Genomic DNA, 16,681 nt, shown 5'->3' on the forward strand with positions numbered 1-16,681 from the left:
GGCGGTGAAGGGCCCCTTCGCTGCATCAGATGCCGCAGTCGGTGATCGACGACGGCGACGAGTAGAAGCTGGTGTACCAGGTGAATCCAGCGACGTTGTTCGCGTGGTCGAGGTACAGGTCCCATCGGCGGTTGCTGCCGTCGGACACGTCGGTGAGGAACCCGAGCGTGCAGATCGCCGCGACGTCGTGGCCCGGGTACATGACCTCGTGAGCCCAGTTCGCCTGTGGGTAGAGGTGCACCCAGGTCTCGCCCTTGGCCCCGCCGGTTCCCTGGCCGACGTTCCCGCACCATTGGCCGGACGGCGCGGTGAGGTACGACGCGTAGGTGTACCCGACCTTGACCGCGTGGTCGTCGTAGACCAGGTTCCAGAGCCCGTCGGCGGCGGACACGTAGCAGAGGGCTCTGAGGCTGACGTCGCTGACCACGACATACGCGGAATCCATGGCGGGCCGGAAATGCACCCATGCCTCACGGATCCCGGGCTGGAACTTCGTCGGATTCCCGGCCGCCGCACTCGCCGCGGTGGCGGTCGAGACCAGGGCCGTCAGGGCGAGCAGGACTGTGACGAGGACGGCTTTCAGTTTCTTCATCGGCTGAGTTCCCCAGTTCGCACAAAGCCCACCCGACCTGGGCGGGCGAGCGTCACTTTAGAGAGCGGCCAGGTCACCGGACAGAGCTGTTCCGGTGACCCGCCTCAGTGCCGCCACCGCTGCGCTTCGGTGATCTCCTCCGGGCTCGCGTCCGCGAACCGCTCGATCTCCGCCCGCCGCACGTCCACGATCGTCGTCGCCAGCGGAGCGCCGAACGCGGCCGCCAGGTCCTTGTCCGCCTCGAACGCGGCGACGGCGTCCGCCAGCCGCTGAGGCAAGCGCTCGACCCCGCGGGCGGCGCGTTCCTCTTCGGTCAGAACTCCGGGGTCGACGTCGAGGGGCTCCGGCAGTGACGCCTCCTCGTCGGCACCGGCCATCCCGGCGAACAGCAGCGCGGCCGCCAGCAGATACGGATTCGCGGTCAGGTCGAAACATTTGACCTCGAGATTCGCCGCCGACGCGCGATTCCCGGCGACGCCGCGCACCAGCCGCAGCGGCGTCTCCCGGTTCTCCAGGCCCCACGCGGTGTACACCCCCGCCCAATGGTGCGGCTCCAGGCGCAGATAGCTGACCACCGAAGGCGCCCCGATCGCGTGCAGCGCGGGCAGCCGTTTCAGGATGCCGGCGCTGAACGACTCCGCGAGCGGTGTCAGCCCGAAAACCCTTTCCCCGCCCGAAAAAAGATTCCGCGCTCCGTCCCAAACGCTCAGATGCACGTGCCCGCCGTTGCCCACCCCGGCGGGCGCGAACTTCGGGGTGAAGGACGCCTTGAGCCCGTGCCGGTGGCTGAGCGCGCGGATCGTCTCCTTCGTCAGCACGGCGATGTCGGCCGCCCGCACCGGATCGGCGGCGGCGACGGATAGTTCGAACTGGCCGTCCGCGTACTCGGGATGGATCTGCTCCACCCCGACGCCCTGTTGGTCCAAAGTGGACACCAGGGCGCGAAGGTAGTCCGCGCGCTCGGAAAGCCTCGCGTAACCGTAGGCCGGGCCCGCCGTGGCCGACTTCGCGTCGTCGGGGGCGTCGGCGCTGGTGATCACCCATTCGATCTCGAAACTCATCCGCGCGCGGTGACCGCGTGCGGCCAGCCGGTCCACCGCCGTCGTCAGCAGGGCACGCGGATCCTGCGGATGCGGTTCGCCCTCCTGATCGAGTTTCGTCACCGGCGCCCAGGCCCAGCCTGGCTGCCCGGCGAGCACGGTCAGCGCGTCGAGGTCCGGATGCAGCCGCAGGTCGCCGACCGGCCCGAGGGAATGCTCACCGCCGGTGATGATGTCGTCGAAGCCGAAGAAATCGAAGGAATTCGAAGCGCCAACACCCCACGCGGCCGCCGACGGCAGCTTCCGCAGCGGCACCGCCTTGACCCGCGCTATCCCGGCGTTGTCCACGAAGGTCAGCGCCACGAGCTCGACACCCCGTGCCCGGAGTTCCCCGGTGAGGGCGGTCGCGCGGGCGGTCAGTGCTTCCCGGTTCACCATGGTTCCTCATCCTGGCCTGTTCTCCAGCCCCTTGCCACGCCCCGATCCGGCCATAGGGTGAGGCCGCACTCGTCGATCACGAGAAGGGACGCGCTCATGCCGGGAACCCCGATCCTGCCGTTCGTGGCCCGGACGCGGCTGGTGGACCACCACTGCCACGGCGTCGTCACCGGTGACCTCGGCCGGATCGAGTTCGAGCAGATGCTCACCGAGGCCGACACCGTCTCGTCACTGGGCACCACCCTGTTCGATTCGCTGATCGGGCTCGCGGTGCGCGCCCGCTGCGCACCCGTGCTCGACCTGCCGCCGCACGTCCCGGCCGAGGTCTATCTGGCCCGCCGCGCCGAACTGGGCGCCACGGAGGTCAACGCGCGATTCCTGCGCGCCACCGGCACGACCGAATTCCTGCTCGACGGCGGTTTCCTGCCGGACACGCTGACCACGACCGAGCAGTTCGCGGCACTGTCCGGCGCCCGCGCGCGGGACATCGTCCGCCTCGAACAGGTCGCCGAAACGGTGATCGGAGCCACCACCGCGGCCGGATTCATCGAGGCCTTCACCAGGGAACTGGCGAAACGCGCCACGACGGCCGTCGGGTTCAAATCCATCGCCGCTTACCGGGTCGGCCTCGACCTGGCGGAGGAGCGGCCGACGGAGGCCGAAGTCACCGAAGCGGCGGGCCGCTGGCTCGCGCGGATCGAGGCGGGCGAACCGGTCCGGCTCGCGGACGAGGTGCTGCACCGCTTCCTGATCTGGACCGGGATCGACCTGGCGTTGCCGATCCAGTTCCACGTCGGCTTCGGCGATTCCGACGTCGACCTGCACCGCTGCGATCCGCTGCTGCTCACCGGGCTGCTGCGGGCCACCCGCTCACACGGGGTGCCGATCATGCTGCTGCACAACTATCCCTTCCACCGGAACGCCGCGTATCTGGCGCAGGTGTTCGAGCACGTGTTCGTCGACGTGGGACTCGCGACGCACAACGCCGGTCATCGTGCGCCCGCGATCATCGCGGAGACAATGGAGATCGTGCCGTTCGGGAAGCTGCTGTTCTCCACGGACGCGTTCGGGCTGGCCGAGCTGTACCACCTCGGCACCGCGCTGTTCCGGCAAGGACTGTCCGACTTCCTGTACGCGGGACTCACTTCGGACGTACTGTCCGAAGTGGACGCGCATCGGATAGCGGCGCTGGTGGGGCACCGCAACGCCGAACGGGTGTACGGGCTGGAGGGGACATGACGGAGCTGGACGAACTGCAGGACCGGTGGGAGGCCGCGGTCGAAGCGGAGCTGCCTTCCGCGATCGGGCTGCGGCACCGCGTACACGCCGATCCGCGCGCGTCGGGGGACGAGGAGGACACCGCGCGGGTCGTCGTCGAGGCGCTGGACATCGACGACGGGGTCCGGGTCGCCAAGACCGGACGCGCCGTCCTGCTCCCCGGCACCCGGCCGGGACCGGCCGTGGCACTGCGCACCGAACTGGACGCGCTGCCGGTCACCGAGCGCACCGGGGTGCCGTGGGCTTCGGAGACGCCGCTGATGCACGCGTGCGGACACGACGTCCACATGGCCGCGCTCGTCGCCACCGTCCGCGCGGCCGCCGTGGTCGGGGTGCCCCGGCCGCTCGTGGCGCTCCTGCAGCCGCGTGAGGAGACGTCGCCGTCCGGTGCGCTGGACATCGTCGAGTCGGGCGTGCTCACCGAGTACGGCGTCGAGTCGGTCATCGGCGCGCACGTCCAGCCCCGGCTCGCGGCGGGCGTGGTGTCGGCGGTGCCGGGACCGGTCAACGCCTCCACCGACGAGTTCGACGTCGTCGTCCGCGGCCAGGGCGGGCACGCCGGGTATCCGCACCTGCTGCGGGACCCGATCCTCGCGCTCAGCCAGATCGTGGTGAGCCTGCAGCAGCTCGCGAGCCGCCGGGTCGACCCGGTGTTCGGCGCGGTCTGCTCGGTCGGCCGGATCGAAGCCGGGACCACGGCGAACGTCGTGCCGAACGAGGCCCGTCTGTCGGGCTCGCTGCGGCTGATGCGCGCCGAGGACCGCGACCTCGCGCTGGAGGGGCTCGCCGAGGTCGTCCACGGCACCGCCAAGGCGCACGGCTGCCGGGCGGAACTGGAGATCAGCCCGTGCGAACCGGTGCTGCACAACGACGCCGGGCTCACCCAGCGCGCGCACCGGCGGCTCGTCCGGACCGGGGCGGCCGTGGACACCGACTTCCGGTCTTTCGGCGCCGACGACTTCGCGCACTACTGCGGGATGACGCGCGGGCTGATGATGTTCGTCGGCCTCGGCGACACCGCGGGCGCGCCGAGCCTGCACGACGAACTGTTCCTGCCGCCCGACGCCGCCATCGGGCAGGTCGCGTCCGCGCTGATCGCGGGCTATTTGGCCGCCGTCGAGGGCTGACGCCCCCAAGAAGTCGACGAAGCGCTACGGTGGCCGACGTGAATACCGCCTCGGCAGCGTTCCTCGCGACCATCCCCAGCCCCGACCAGGGCGTCTGGCATATCGGGCCGGTCCCGATCCGGGCATACGCGCTCTGCATCATCGCCGGCATCATCGTGGCGATCTGGCTGGGCGAGCGGCGCTGGGTGAACCGCGGCGGCACGAAGGGCACCGTCATCGACGTCGCCGTCTTCGCGGTGCCGTTCGGCCTGGTCGGCGGCCGGTTGTACCACGTCATCACCGACAACCAGCTGTACTTCGGCGAGGGCAAGAACCCGCTCAACGCGCTGAAGATCTGGGACGGCGGCCTCGGGATCTGGGGCGCCATCGCGCTCGGCGCCGTCGGCGCGCTGATCGCCTGCCGCCGCCGGGGCATCCCGCTGCCCGCGATGGCGGACGCGCTCGCGCCGGGGATCGTGATCGCGCAGGCGATCGGGCGGCTCGGCAACTACTTCAACCAGGAGCTCTACGGCGCGCACACCGATCTGCCGTGGGGGCTGGAGATCTACCAGCGCTACAACCCGACCAACCCGGACGACTTCCTGAACGGGATCGCGATCGGGCACGTCCCGCTGCCGGACAGCCCGGTGCACCCGACGTTCCTCTACGAGCTGATCTGGAACCTCGGTGTCGCGCTGCTGGTCATCTGGGCGGACAAGAAGTTCCGCCTCGGCCACGGCCGCGTGTTCGCGCTGTACGTCGCCGGGTACACCGCGGGCCGGTTCTGGATCGAGATGATGCGGACCGACACCGCGAACCACATCCTCGGCCTGCGGGTCAACGTGTGGACCTCGATCCTGCTGTTCGCCGCGGCGATCGCGTACTTCGTACTGGCCGCCAAGCGTGGGCCGAGGGAAGCGCCGGAAACGCTGTGGAGCAAGGATGTGCCGCGGGACGACGCCGACTCCGCCTCGGGCGCCTCCGCTTCGGCCGACTCCGAGACCGCTGAGCCTTCCGAGACCCACGCGGAGGTCGCCGCGGCTCCGGACACCGTCCGGGACTCCGCCGCCGACAAGGCGACCGAGGACCCGAAGCCCGACGCCGAGAAGTAGCGCTCTTTGGTACGTGAAGGCCCCCTTCATTGCGCTAGACGCAATGAAGGGGGCCTTCACGTACTTCCGCCCTTCCGTCGCGAGTGCCATGAAAGGTCCTTTCCTTGCAAAATTTGCAAGGAAAGGACCTTTCATGGCATCGGGACTCGCTGCGGTGAGTCGCGTGTCCAGACGGACGACACATGTGTCCAGACGGACGACACGCGTGATCACGTGGACGGCACGCGAGAGGACCTGGCCGCGACCCGTGTCGTCCGTCCCGTCACGCGTGTCGTCCGTCTGATCACGCGTGTCGTCCAGGCAGTCACGTGAAAGTGCCGCGCCTCAGGGAGAGACCAGGCCCCGTCCCGTCACCAAAGGCAGGTCCAGCGCCGTCAGCAGCCCCGGCGGAGCCGCCACCACCGCCGGGATCGCGTTCACCAGCCGCATCGCGGTCGCCTTCAGCCCGGCGGTGTTGTGGTCGCCATCGGTCCCGACCAGCCGCAGGTCCAGCACGTACTCGGGCTCGCCGGTCACCTGGACGCGGTAGCAGCCCTGCCCGGTCGGCTGCGGCCAGTCCGGCCCGAGGTCGCCGCGCAGCCGCGTGATGTGCTCCAGCACGCACACCGCCCGTCCGCCGCGCATGCCACGCACCTCGAACCGTAGCGCCGCCGCCGTGCCCTCCTTGATGGTTCCCGAGGCGATCTCGAACGTCTCAGGCGCAGGGAGCCGCTCGTAGACCTCCTCGACGCCGTCGAGTTCGACGTCCAGCCCGGCCGCGAGCTGCCGCACGACGCTGCCCCAAGCCAGCGACAGCACGCCAGGCTGCAGCAACAGCGGCAGGTCGTCCATCTCGCGGCCGAAGCCCATGATGTCGAACAAGACCTTGCCGTTGTCGTACGTCGAATAGTCGAGGATCTCCAGGCAGCGCACCTCGTCGATCCGTTCGCACACGCCGGTGAGCACCAGCGGCAGCCAGTCGTTGGCGAAGCCGGGGTCGACACCGTTGACCCACAGCGAAGCGCCGCCTTCGCGGGCCGCCTCACGGATCGGCTCGATCATCTCCGGCGGCACGACACCTTCGGGGTACTGGAGGAACACCGGACTGCTGGACACCACGTTGATCCCCGCGCGCAGAAAGCGTTTCAGGTCCTCGACGGCCTCGACGAGCCTGTCGTCGGCCATAGCCGTGTAGAGCACGCAGTCCGGCTTCAGCGCGATGAGCGCGTCCGCGTCGGTGGTGGCCGCGACACCGAGCGGGCGCCCGAGCCCGGCCAGTTCCCCGGCGTCCACGCCCGCCTTGGCCTCGCTCGACACCCAGACCCCGGCGAGTTCGAGATCGGGCCGCGCGGCTATCCCGGCCAGCGCGTGGCGGCCGACGTTCCCGGTACTCCACTGGACCACGCGCAAGGCGCTCGCCTCCTATAGATCGGGCAGGCCCAGCTCCAGGTTCGGGGCCTGCAGTCCACCGTCGACTTCGATGATCTTGCCGGTGACATACCGGCCCGCGCCCGACGCCAGGAACACGACGGTGGCCGCGATGTCCTCGGCCTCGCCGATCCGGCGCAGGGGAGTGGCGGCCTCCATCCGGCCGCGCAGTTCGTCGTTGCCCACCACCACTTCGAGCGCGGAGGTCGCCACCGAGCCGACCGAGATCGCGTTCACGCGCACCTTCGGCGCGAGGTCTGCCGCGGCGAGCCGGGTGTAGTGCGCCAGCGCGGCCTTCGCCGTCCCGTACGCGGCGAAACCGCGGCCGGTCACACGGCCCATCACCGACGAGATGTTGACGACCGAGCCACCCGACTCCAGTAAGGACGGTGCCGCCGCGACGGTCAGCGCGTGCGCGGTGGAGACGTTGAAACGAAAGGCTTCTTCGAGGAAGTCGGAAGTGGTTTCCAGGAGCGGCCGGGGATAGGTGCCGCCGACGTTGTTGACCACCAGGTCCAGCCGCCCGAACTCCGCCGTCGCGATGCGCGCCAGCTCGCCGGCGGCGGCCGGGTCGCTCAGATCGGCGGGCACCACGTGGGCGCGCCGTCCGGTGGCGGCGACCAGGGCCGCCACGTCGTCGAGCTGGGTTTCGGTGCGGGAGGAGATCACCACGTCGGCACCGGCCTCGGCGAGCGCCACGGCGGTCGCCGCGCCGATCCCGCGTCCGGCGCCGGTGACCACGGCGACCTGGTCGGTGAGCCGGAAACGGTCCAGGATCATGGCCGGAACTGTAACACGTTCTATTTCCGATGTCCTGGGCTCGCGCCGGGCGCCGGGAGTGACTAGGGTCGCCTCACCGCTTCTCGTGACATCCCGGAACAGGACATATACTTAGCGGAACGAACTACTGTGACCTCATCAGGAACTGTGTCGTTCCGGGCGTCCAGATCGTTACCCGTCGGCGGGCTTTCGCGCCCGCCGAACTGATGCCGACGTGTTTCACAGGTGTTAAAGTCTCGCTAACGAACGGGCCATCGTCGTCCCGTGCGCATCCCCCGGCCGGCCCCGCCCGGCCGCTGAGCACAGACGACGAAGGAGGTCCCTTCATGATCTTCTCCGCCATTCCAGGCAAACAGGGTCTCTACGATCCCGAATCCGAACAGGACTCCTGCGGTGTGGCCATGGTGGCCGACGTCCGCGGGCGGCGCTCGCACGGCATCGTCACCGACGGCCTGTCCGCGCTGACGAACCTCGACCACCGCGGGGCCGCCGGAGCGGAGCCGACCAGTGGCGACGGCGCGGGCATCCTGCTGCAGCTCCCGGACGAGCTGCTGCGGGCGGAAGTGGACTTCCCCCTGCCCGCGGCGGACGCCGACGGCCACCAGACCTACGCGACCGGGATCGGTTTCCTGCCCTCGGACGTCGAGGAGCGGAACAAGGCCATCGCCCTGATCGAGCGGATCGCCACGGAAGAGGGCCTCGACGTCCTCGGCTGGCGTGAGGTACCGGTCGACGCCGACCGCGCCGACATCGGCCCGACGGCGCGTTCGGTCATGCCGCATTTCGCGATGCTGTTCGTCGCGGGCGCCGAGTCCGACGGGCGATGTCCCGCCGGGCTCGAACTGGACCGGCTGGCCTTCTGCCTCCGCAAGCGCGTCGAGAACGAGAGCGTGACCGCGGGCTGCGGCATCTACTTCCCGTCGCTGTCCTCGCGGACCATCGTCTACAAGGGAATGCTGACCCCCGAGCAGCTCCCGCTCTTCTTCGCCGACCTGACCGACACCCGGCTCACCAGCGCCATCGCGCTCGTGCACTCCCGGTTCTCCACCAACACCTTCCCGTCGTGGCCGCTGGCGCATCCGTTCCGGTTCGTCGCGCACAACGGCGAGATCAACACCATCCGGGGCAACCGCAACCGCATGCGCGCCCGTGAGGCGCTGCTCGAATCGGACCTCATCCCCGGCGATCTCACCCGCCTGTACCCGATCTGCTCGGCCGACGCGTCGGACTCCGCCTCCTTCGACGAGGTGCTGGAGCTGCTGCACCTCGGCGGGCGGTCGCTGCCGCACGCGGTGCTGATGATGATCCCCGAAGCGTGGGAGAACCACGCCGGGATGGACGCACAACGTCGTGCGTTCTACCAGTTCCACGCCAGCCTCATGGAGCCGTGGGACGGCCCGGCCTGTGTCACCTTCACCGACGGCACGCTCGTCGGCGCGGTGCTGGACCGCAACGGCCTGCGGCCCGCGCGATGGTGGCGCACCGCGGACGACCGGGTCGTGCTCGCCAGTGAGGCGGGCGTCCTCGACGTCGCCCCCGCGGACGTCGTGGCCAAGGGCCGCCTCAAGCCCGGCCGCATGTTCCTGGTGGACACCGAGGCGGGCCGGATCGTCGACGACGAAGAGGTCAAGTCGGCGCTGGCCAAGGAACTCCCGTACGAGGGCTGGCTGCACGCCGGTCTCCTGCAGATCGCCGACCTGCCGGACCGCGACCACATCGTGCAGAGCCACGATTCCGTGCTGCGGCGCCAGCTTTCCTTCGGCTACACCGAAGAAGAGCTGAAGATCCTCCTCGCGCCGATGGCGGTCAAGGCGGCCGAGCCGATCGGTTCGATGGGCTCCGACACCCCGCCCGCCGTGCTGTCGCAGCGTTCGCGGCTGCTCTACGACTACTTCAAGCAGAACTTCGCGCAGGTCACCAACCCGCCGCTGGACGCGATCCGCGAAGAGCTCGTCACCTCGATGAGCCGGATCATGGGCCCCGAGCGCAACCTGCTCGCCCCCGGCCCGGCCTCCTGCCGCCACGTGCAGCTGCCGTATCCGGTGATCGACAACGACGAACTCGCCAAGCTGATCCACATCAACGACGACGGCGACCTTCCCGGCTTCGCGTGCAGTGTCCTTTCCGGACTGTACGAAGTGGACGGTGGCGCCGACGCGCTGGCGTCCGCGATCGAGCGGGTCCGGCGCGAGGCGTCGGAGGCGATCGCGGCGGGCGCGCGCACGCTCGTGCTGTCCGATCGCGACTCCGACCACCGCATGGCGCCGATCCCGTCGCTGCTGCTGGTGTCCGCGGTGCACCACCACCTGGTGCGCACCAAGGAGCGGCTCCGCGTCGCGCTGGTCGTCGAGACCGGCGACGCCCGCGAGGTCCACCACATCGCGCTGCTGCTCGGTTACGGCGCCGCGGCGGTGAACCCCTACCTGGCCTTCGAGACCATCGAGGACATGATCTCGACCGGTGCGGTCACCGGGATCGAGCCGGCCAAGGCGATCCGCAACTACGTCAAGGCGCTCGTGAAGGGCGTCCTGAAGATCATGTCGAAGATGGGCATCTCGACCGTCGGCGCGTACACCGCGGCGCAGGTCTTCGAATCCTTCGGCCTGGCGCAGGATCTGCTCGACGAGTACTTCACCGGGACGTCGTCGAAGCTCGGCGGGGTCGGGCTGACCGTGCTCGCCGAAGAGGTCGCCACGCGGCATCGCCGCGCGTACCCGGACAACCCGACCGATCGAGTCCACCGTGGACTCGAGACCGGCGGCGAGTACGCGTACCGCCGCGAGGGCGAGCTGCACCTGTTCACCCCCGAAACCGTTTTCCTGTTGCAGCACGCGACGAAGACCGGCCGGGAAGAGGTGTACAAGAAGTACTCCGACGAGGTGCACCGCCTGTACCGCCAGGGTGGCGCGCTGCGCGGGCTGTTCGCCTTCCGCGAGGGCGTTCGCGAGCCCGTCCCGCTGGACGAGGTCGAGCCCGTCGAGGCGATCTTCAAGCGCTTCAACACCGGCGCGATGTCCTACGGTTCGATTTCGGCCGAGGCGCACGAAACGCTCGCCATCGCGATGAACCGCATCGGCGGCCGGTCGAACACCGGTGAGGGCGGGGAGGATCCCGAGCGGCTGTACGACCCGGCGCGGCGCAGCGCGATCAAGCAGGTCGCGAGCGGCCGCTTCGGCGTCACGAGCGAATACCTCGTCAACGCCGACGACATCCAGATCAAGATGGCGCAGGGCGCGAAGCCGGGCGAGGGCGGGCAGCTGCCGCCCAACAAGGTGTACCCGTGGATCGCGCGCACGCGGCACTCGACGCCGGGCGTCGGGCTCATCTCGCCGCCGCCGCACCACGACATCTACTCGATCGAGGATCTCGCCCAGCTGATCCACGACCTCAAGAACGCCAACGAGAACGCCCGCATCCACGTGAAGCTGGTGTCCTCGCTCGGCGTCGGCACGGTCGCGGCCGGGGTGTCCAAGGCGCACGCCGACGTCGTGCTGATCTCCGGCCACGACGGCGGCACCGGCGCCTCCCCGATGAACTCGCTCAAGCACGCGGGCACCCCGTGGGAGATCGGCCTCGCCGAGACCCAGCAGACGTTGCTGCTCAACGGTTTGCGCGACCGGATCACCGTGCAGGTCGACGGCGCGATGAAAACCGGCAAGGACGTCGTCATCGCCGCGCTGCTCGGCGCGGAGGAGTACGGCTTCGCGACGGCGCCGCTGATCGTCGAAGGCTGCGTCATGATGCGCGTCTGCCACCTCGACACCTGCCCGGTCGGCGTCGCGACCCAGAGCCCGGATCTGCGCAAGCGGTACACCGGCCAGGCCGACCACGTCGTGAACTACTTCCGGTTCGTCGCCGAAGAGGTCCGGGAAACGTTGGCGGCACTCGGTTTCCGCACCCTCGACGAAGCCATCGGGCACGCCGAGGTGCTGAACACCGACGAGGCGATCGAGCACTGGAAGGCATCCGGTCTCGACCTGGCGCCGATCTTCGAGATGCCCGCCGAGACCCCGTACGGCGGGGCGAAGCGGCGCACGCGGGGGCAGGACCACGGCCTGGAGCACGCCCTCGACCGGACGCTGATCCAGCTCGCCGAGGCGGCGCTGGAGGACGCGCATCCGGTGCGCCTGGAACTGCCGGTGCGGAACGTGAACCGGACCGTCGGCACGCTGCTCGGTTCCGAGATCACCCGTCGCTACGGCGGTGAGGGCCTGCCCGAGGACACGATCCACGTGCTGCTGACCGGTTCCGCCGGGCAGTCGCTCGGGGCGTTCCTGCCGCGCGGCATCACGCTCGACATGGTCGGCGACGCGAACGACTACGTCGGCAAGGGGCTTTCGGGCGGGCGGATCATCGTGCGCCCGCATCCGGACGCGAAATTCGCCGCGGAGGGCCAGACCATCGCCGGGAACACGCTGGCCTACGGTGCGACCGGCGGCGAGATGTTCCTGCGCGGCCAGGTCGGCGAACGGTTCTGCGTGCGGAACTCCGGTGCGGTGGTCGTCGCCGAGGGCGTCGGCGACCACGCCTTCGAGTACATGACCGGCGGGCAGGCCGTGGTGCTCGGCCCGACCGGGCGCAACCTCGCGGCCGGGATGTCCGGTGGCGAGGCGTACGTGCTCGACCTCGACCGCGGCAAGGTCAACGAGGAGATGGTGAACCTCCAGACGCCGTCGTCCGAGGACCTCGCCTGGCTCAAGAAGACCGTGCAGAAGCACTACGACCTCACACGTTCGGCCGTGGCCGCGTCGCTGCTCGGCGACTGGCCGCGTCGCTCGGCGGCGTTCACCAAGGTGATGCCCCGCGACTACCAGCGTGTCCTTGACGCGGCGAAGGCGGCGCGTGCCGCTGGCCGCGACGTCGACGAAGCGATCATGGAGGCCGCTCGTGGCTGATCCGACGGGTTTCCTGAAGTACGACCGTGAAGAGCCGAAGAAGAAGTCCAAAGAGGACCGTCTCGCCACCTGGGGAGAGGTCTACGCCGACGTGGAACCCGGCGAGCGCAACGAACAGGTGCGCAAGCAGGCTTCGCGATGCATGGATTGCGGCATCCCGTTCTGTCACTCCGGTGGTTCCGGCTGCCCGCTGGGCAACCTGATCCCGGAGTGGAACGACCTGGTGCGCCGCGGCGACTGGGCCGCGGCGAGCGACCGGCTGCACGCGACCAACAACTTCCCCGAATTCACCGGGAAGCTGTGCCCCGCGCCGTGCGAGGCGGGCTGCGTCCTGTCGATCTCGCCCCTGTCCGGCGGTCCGGTGTCGATCAAGCGGGTCGAGCAGACGATCGCCGACCAGTCCTGGGAGGCGGGCTACGTGCAGCCGCAGGTCTCGGCGGTTTCGTCGGGGCAGCGGGTCGCGGTCGTCGGCTCCGGCCCGGCCGGGCTCGCCGCCGCGCAGCAGCTGACCCGCGCCGGCCACGAGGTGACCGTCTTCGAACGGGACGACCGGCTCGGCGGCCTGCTGCGGTACGGCATCCCCGAGTTCAAGATGGAGAAGAAGGTCCTCGACCGGCGGCTCGCGCAGCTCCGCAAGGAGGGCACGAAGTTCGTCACCGGCTGCGAGGTCGGCGTCGACCTGACCGTCGAGGAACTGCGGGCGGAGTACGACGCGGTGGTCCTCGCCGTGGGCGCGCTGCGCGGCCGCGACGACAAGACCACACCCGGCCGTGAGCTCGCCGGGATCCACCTGGCGATGGAACATCTGGTCCCGGCCAACAAGTACGTCGAGGGCGACGGCCCGTCGCCGGTCGACGCGGCGGGCAAGCACGTCGTCATCATCGGCGGCGGCGACACCGGGGCCGACTCCTACGGCACCGCGACCCGGCAGGGCGCGCTTTCGGTGACCCAGCTGGACCAGTACCCGACGCCACCGTCCACAAGGGACGACGAACGCTCGCCGTGGCCGACCTGGCCGTACATCCTGCGCACCTACCCGGCGCACGAGGAGGCGGGCGAGCGCAAGTTCGCCGTCGCGGTCACCCGGTTCATCGGTGACGACGAGGGCAACGTGCGCGCCGTGGAGCTCCGTCAGGTGCGCGTGGTCAAGGACCCCGAGACCGGCAAGCGCATGGTGACCCCGGTCAACGACGAGGTCGAGGAACTGCCCGCCGACCTCGTACTGCTCGCGATCGGGTTCGAGGGGGTCGAGCACATGCCGCTGCTGGACGGGCTCGGTCTCTCGCTGACCCAGCGGGGCACGCTCTCGTGCGGCGCGGACTGGCAGACCTCCTCGCCCGGCGTGTTCGTCTGCGGCGACGCGCACCGCGGTGCCTCGCTGGTGGTGTGGGCGATCGCCGAGGGACGTTCGGTGGCGAGCGCCGTCGACGCGTACCTCACCGGCGCTTCGGACCTGCCCGCTCCGGTGCACCCGACGGCGTTGCCGCTCGCGGTGGTCTGAGCCCGGTGCGCGCCGACAGCGTGGTCGGCGCGTTCCTTCCTGCCCAAGGTGGAGGGCGGGGATCAACCTCCGGGCCGACGCGGTAGGGCGGCCGGTCACGCCACGCTTTCCGCATGAGAAAAACGTTGGCGATACTGGCTTTCCTGCCACTGGCGGTAGCCGTCCCGGCGACCGCCGATGCGGCTCCGGCACTACGGTGGACGTCTCCCTGCCCGGACTACGGCATGACACCCTCACCGACCGAGGGCCTCGAATGCGCGAAACTCCAGGTGCCGCTGGACTACGCCGATCCCGGCGGCCGGACCATCGAACTCACCGTTTCCCGTAAGGCGAGTAAATCGCCGAAGCGGCGAGGCGTGCTGCTCATGAACCCCGGCGGCCCGGGGAGCCCAGGACTGGCGATGCCCGCGCAACTCGCGCAGCGACAGGAACAGTCCGGCCTGCTCGACAGCTACGACGTCATCGGTTTCGACCCGCGCGGGACGGTCTACAGCACTCCGGTGACCTGTGACCTGAGCGAGGAACAGCAGTTCATCCTCGTCGGCCCGTACGCGGAGGGCCCGCGCGACGTCGCCGAGAAGGCGGCGAAGTCCCGCGTCGTGGCGAAGCAATGCGCCGAGTCGAAGACCGCGGACCTCCTGCCGCATATGACCACCGCCAACACCGCGCGCGACATGGACCGGATCCGCGCGGCGTTGGGGGAGCGGAAGATCTCGTACTACGGCGTTTCGTACGGGAGTTACCTGGGCGCGGCGTATTCCTCACCTGCTCGGCCCCGACGGGCTCGACGTCCGGGCACATCAGCGTTTCGCGGACGGCTTCGATGACCGCTTCGGCGACTTCACGGCGTGGGCGGCGGCGCGCGACGACGTCTACCACCTCGGGCGGACACAGGCCGAGGTGACGGCGAAGTTCCTCGAGCTGGCCGAAAAGCGCCCGGGAATTCGAATCGACACTTGGGGCGCGCTGTACGACGACGCGAACTTCCCCGGTCTCGCCGAGCAGTGGGCCGCTCCGGCAGCGAAGGCGCAGGGCGGTCCGCTCGACACCGACAATCACGCCGCGCTCCAGCTGCAGGTGCTCTGCAACGACTCCGACTGGCCGGAAAGCGTTCGCTACTACCGAAAAGCGGTCGAACGCGCCCGCGTGACGCAGCCGATGTTCGGCCCCGCGGCCGCGAACATCACGCCCTGCGCGTTCTGGCCGGTCGAGCGCCGCGAACCACCCGTGCGGATCCACGACCGCGGGCCGTCGAACATCCTGCTGGTGCAGAACCTCCGTGACCCGGCGACGCCGTTGTCCGGTGCGCGGGAGCTGCGTTCGGCGTTGGGTGGACGGGCGAAGTTCGTCACCGTGGACGCCGGCGGGCACGGCGTCTTCACCAAGGAGAACGCCTGCGGCAACGACTTCGTGGTCCGGTACCTGCGGGACGGTGTCCTCCCGGCGGCCGACGCGCACTGCCGCTAGACCGAACGGCCCATACGCCACCCCGGATGCGGCCGAACGGCCGCTTGTACCCCCGGTAGCAGGACAAATACTTTCGAAATGTCGTGCAAGTCATACGGCAATTCACCGGTGGCGAAAGGTGGTACGCCATGAAGAGGACGGCTTCCCGGACGGGGATACTGGCGGCGCTCGTGGGGCTGGCGGTGACGGCGCTGACGGCCGTCGCGAATCCCGCCCACGCCGGGCCGGTCCAGCATCAGACGGTCACCGACGCGCAAGCGGTCGCGGCCTACTGGACCCCGGAGCGGATGCGGTCGGCGGTGCCGATCGAACAGCTGGTCCAGGCGCCTGCCTTCACCCCGAAGGACGTCGCGAAGGGCACGAGCACGATCATCCAGAGCATCCCCAACGGCGGGGGCGCGTGGACCGGCGCGGGCAAGGTCGTGCAGACCGCGGGCCGGGTGTTCTTCACCATGGGCGGGCGGAACGCGTCGTGCTCCGGTGACGCGGTCACCAGCACGAACGGCAGCGTCGTGATCACCGCCGGGCACTGCGTGAAGTACCAGGGCGCCTGGCACACCAACTGGACCTTCGCTCCCGGCTACAACAACGGCAACACGCCCTACGGCACGTGGGCCGCGAAGAGCACGCTGACCACTCCTCAGTGGGAAGCGAGCGAGGACATGAACTACGACATCGGCGCCGCTGTGGTGAACCCGCTCAACGGGCAGAAGCTGACCGACGTCGTCGGCGCGCAGGGGATCGCGTTCAACCAGGCGCGCAACCAGTCGATGTACACGTTCGGGTACCCGGCGGCCGCCCCGTACGACGGCACGAAGCTGATCTACTGCAGCGGGAGCACGTTCACCGACTTCCTGCTCACCAAGGACCACGGGATGAACTGCAACATGACCGGTGGTTCGAGCGGCGGCCCGTGGTTCCTCAACTTCAGCGAGGCGACCGGGGCGGGCGTCCAGGCCTCGGTGAACAGCTTCGGCTACAACTTCCTGCCCGGCTACATGTTCGGTCCGTACTTCGGCACGGACGCGCAGAACCTCTACAACAAGGCCCAGGCCGCCTGATCCC

General features: G+C 69.6%; 10 protein-coding genes and 1 pseudogene. 7 read left to right on the forward strand and 4 right to left on the reverse strand.

Features of this window, described 5'->3' with window-relative positions:
* Positions 1-25: 25 nt before the first annotated feature.
* Both AJAP_RS11190 and AJAP_RS11195 read right to left on the reverse strand, forming a co-directional pair.
* Positions 26-592, reverse strand: coding sequence for a hypothetical protein (locus AJAP_RS11190; RefSeq protein ID WP_037344877.1), 567 nt, complete (start codon positions 590-592; stop codon positions 26-28).
* 104 nt (positions 593-696) lie between these two features.
* Complete coding sequence (locus tag AJAP_RS11195) at positions 697-2,070, reverse strand: glutamine synthetase family protein (RefSeq protein ID WP_038510398.1); 1,374 nt, start codon at positions 2,068-2,070, stop codon at positions 697-699.
* Between the two features lie 96 nt (positions 2,071-2,166).
* On the opposite strand from AJAP_RS11195, the gene AJAP_RS11200 reads away from it, so the two are divergent.
* Genes AJAP_RS11200 through lgt form a run of 3 tightly spaced genes read left to right on the forward strand, consistent with a single transcriptional unit; the run spans position 2,167 to position 5,566 of the window.
* A complete protein-coding gene (locus AJAP_RS11200; protein WP_038510400.1) occupies positions 2,167-3,309 on the forward strand; it encodes an amidohydrolase family protein in 1,143 nt (380 codons plus the stop codon).
* A complete protein-coding gene (locus AJAP_RS11205) occupies positions 3,306-4,475 on the forward strand; it encodes a M20 metallopeptidase family protein (protein WP_038510403.1) in 1,170 nt (389 codons plus the stop codon). Before AJAP_RS11200 ends, AJAP_RS11205 begins: the two co-directional genes overlap by 4 nt.
* A gap of 29 nt (positions 4,476-4,504) precedes the next feature.
* Positions 4,505-5,566, forward strand: coding sequence for a prolipoprotein diacylglyceryl transferase (gene lgt, locus AJAP_RS11210; protein ID WP_038510406.1), 1,062 nt, complete (start codon positions 4,505-4,507; stop codon positions 5,564-5,566).
* A gap of 324 nt (positions 5,567-5,890) precedes the next feature.
* Here the strand turns inward: lgt and AJAP_RS11215 are convergent, their stop codons facing one another.
* Both AJAP_RS11215 and AJAP_RS11220 read right to left on the reverse strand, forming a co-directional pair.
* Positions 5,891-6,955, reverse strand: a complete 1,065-nt coding sequence (locus AJAP_RS11215) for an NAD(P)H-dependent amine dehydrogenase family protein (protein ID WP_038510409.1) — start codon at positions 6,953-6,955, stop codon at positions 5,891-5,893.
* 12 nt (positions 6,956-6,967) lie between these two features.
* Complete coding sequence (locus tag AJAP_RS11220) at positions 6,968-7,753, reverse strand: SDR family oxidoreductase (RefSeq protein WP_038510411.1); 786 nt, start codon at positions 7,751-7,753, stop codon at positions 6,968-6,970.
* Positions 7,754-8,079: 326 nt separating this feature from the next.
* Between AJAP_RS11220 and gltB the strand changes: the two genes are divergently transcribed.
* From gltB to AJAP_RS11240, 4 genes and pseudogenes are all read left to right on the forward strand, one after another.
* The gene (gltB, locus tag AJAP_RS11225; RefSeq protein WP_038510413.1) at positions 8,080-12,648 is read left to right on the forward strand and encodes a glutamate synthase large subunit; all 4,569 of its coding nucleotides are present in this window, start codon (positions 8,080-8,082) and stop codon (positions 12,646-12,648) included.
* The gene (locus AJAP_RS11230; RefSeq protein WP_038510415.1) at positions 12,641-14,149 is read left to right on the forward strand and encodes a glutamate synthase subunit beta; all 1,509 of its coding nucleotides are present in this window, start codon (positions 12,641-12,643) and stop codon (positions 14,147-14,149) included. Before gltB ends, AJAP_RS11230 begins: the two co-directional genes overlap by 8 nt.
* Before the next feature lie 113 nt (positions 14,150-14,262).
* Positions 14,263-15,616 (forward strand): annotated as a pseudogene (locus tag AJAP_RS11235) (alpha/beta hydrolase).
* Positions 15,617-15,744: 128 nt separating this feature from the next.
* Positions 15,745-16,677 carry a trypsin-like serine peptidase gene (locus AJAP_RS11240; protein WP_038510418.1) on the forward strand — a complete coding sequence of 311 codons (933 nt, stop codon included), beginning with the start codon at positions 15,745-15,747 and terminating at the stop codon, positions 16,675-16,677.
* Positions 16,678-16,681 lie beyond the last annotated feature (4 nt).

This window comes from Amycolatopsis japonica (assembly GCF_000732925.1).
Lineage (GTDB): Bacteria > Actinomycetota > Actinomycetes > Mycobacteriales > Pseudonocardiaceae > Amycolatopsis > Amycolatopsis japonica.

Bases quoted from the DNA above. Each gene is read 5' to 3' on its own strand.
- AJAP_RS11190 (WP_037344877.1), bottom strand. From the start codon at position 592: ATGAAGAAACTGAAAGCCGTCCTCGTCACAGTCCTGCTCGCCCTGACG.
- AJAP_RS11195 (WP_038510398.1), bottom strand. From the start codon at position 2,070: ATGGTGAACCGGGAAGCACTGACCGCCCGCGCGACCGCCCTCACCGGG.
- AJAP_RS11200 (WP_038510400.1), top strand. From the start codon at position 2,167: ATGCCGGGAACCCCGATCCTGCCGTTCGTGGCCCGGACGCGGCTGGTG.
- AJAP_RS11205 (WP_038510403.1), top strand. From the start codon at position 3,306: ATGACGGAGCTGGACGAACTGCAGGACCGGTGGGAGGCCGCGGTCGAA.
- AJAP_RS11220 (WP_038510411.1), bottom strand. From the start codon at position 7,753: ATGATCCTGGACCGTTTCCGGCTCACCGACCAGGTCGCCGTGGTCACC.
- gltB (WP_038510413.1), top strand. From the start codon at position 8,080: ATGATCTTCTCCGCCATTCCAGGCAAACAGGGTCTCTACGATCCCGAA.
- AJAP_RS11240 (WP_038510418.1), top strand. From the start codon at position 15,745: ATGAAGAGGACGGCTTCCCGGACGGGGATACTGGCGGCGCTCGTGGGG.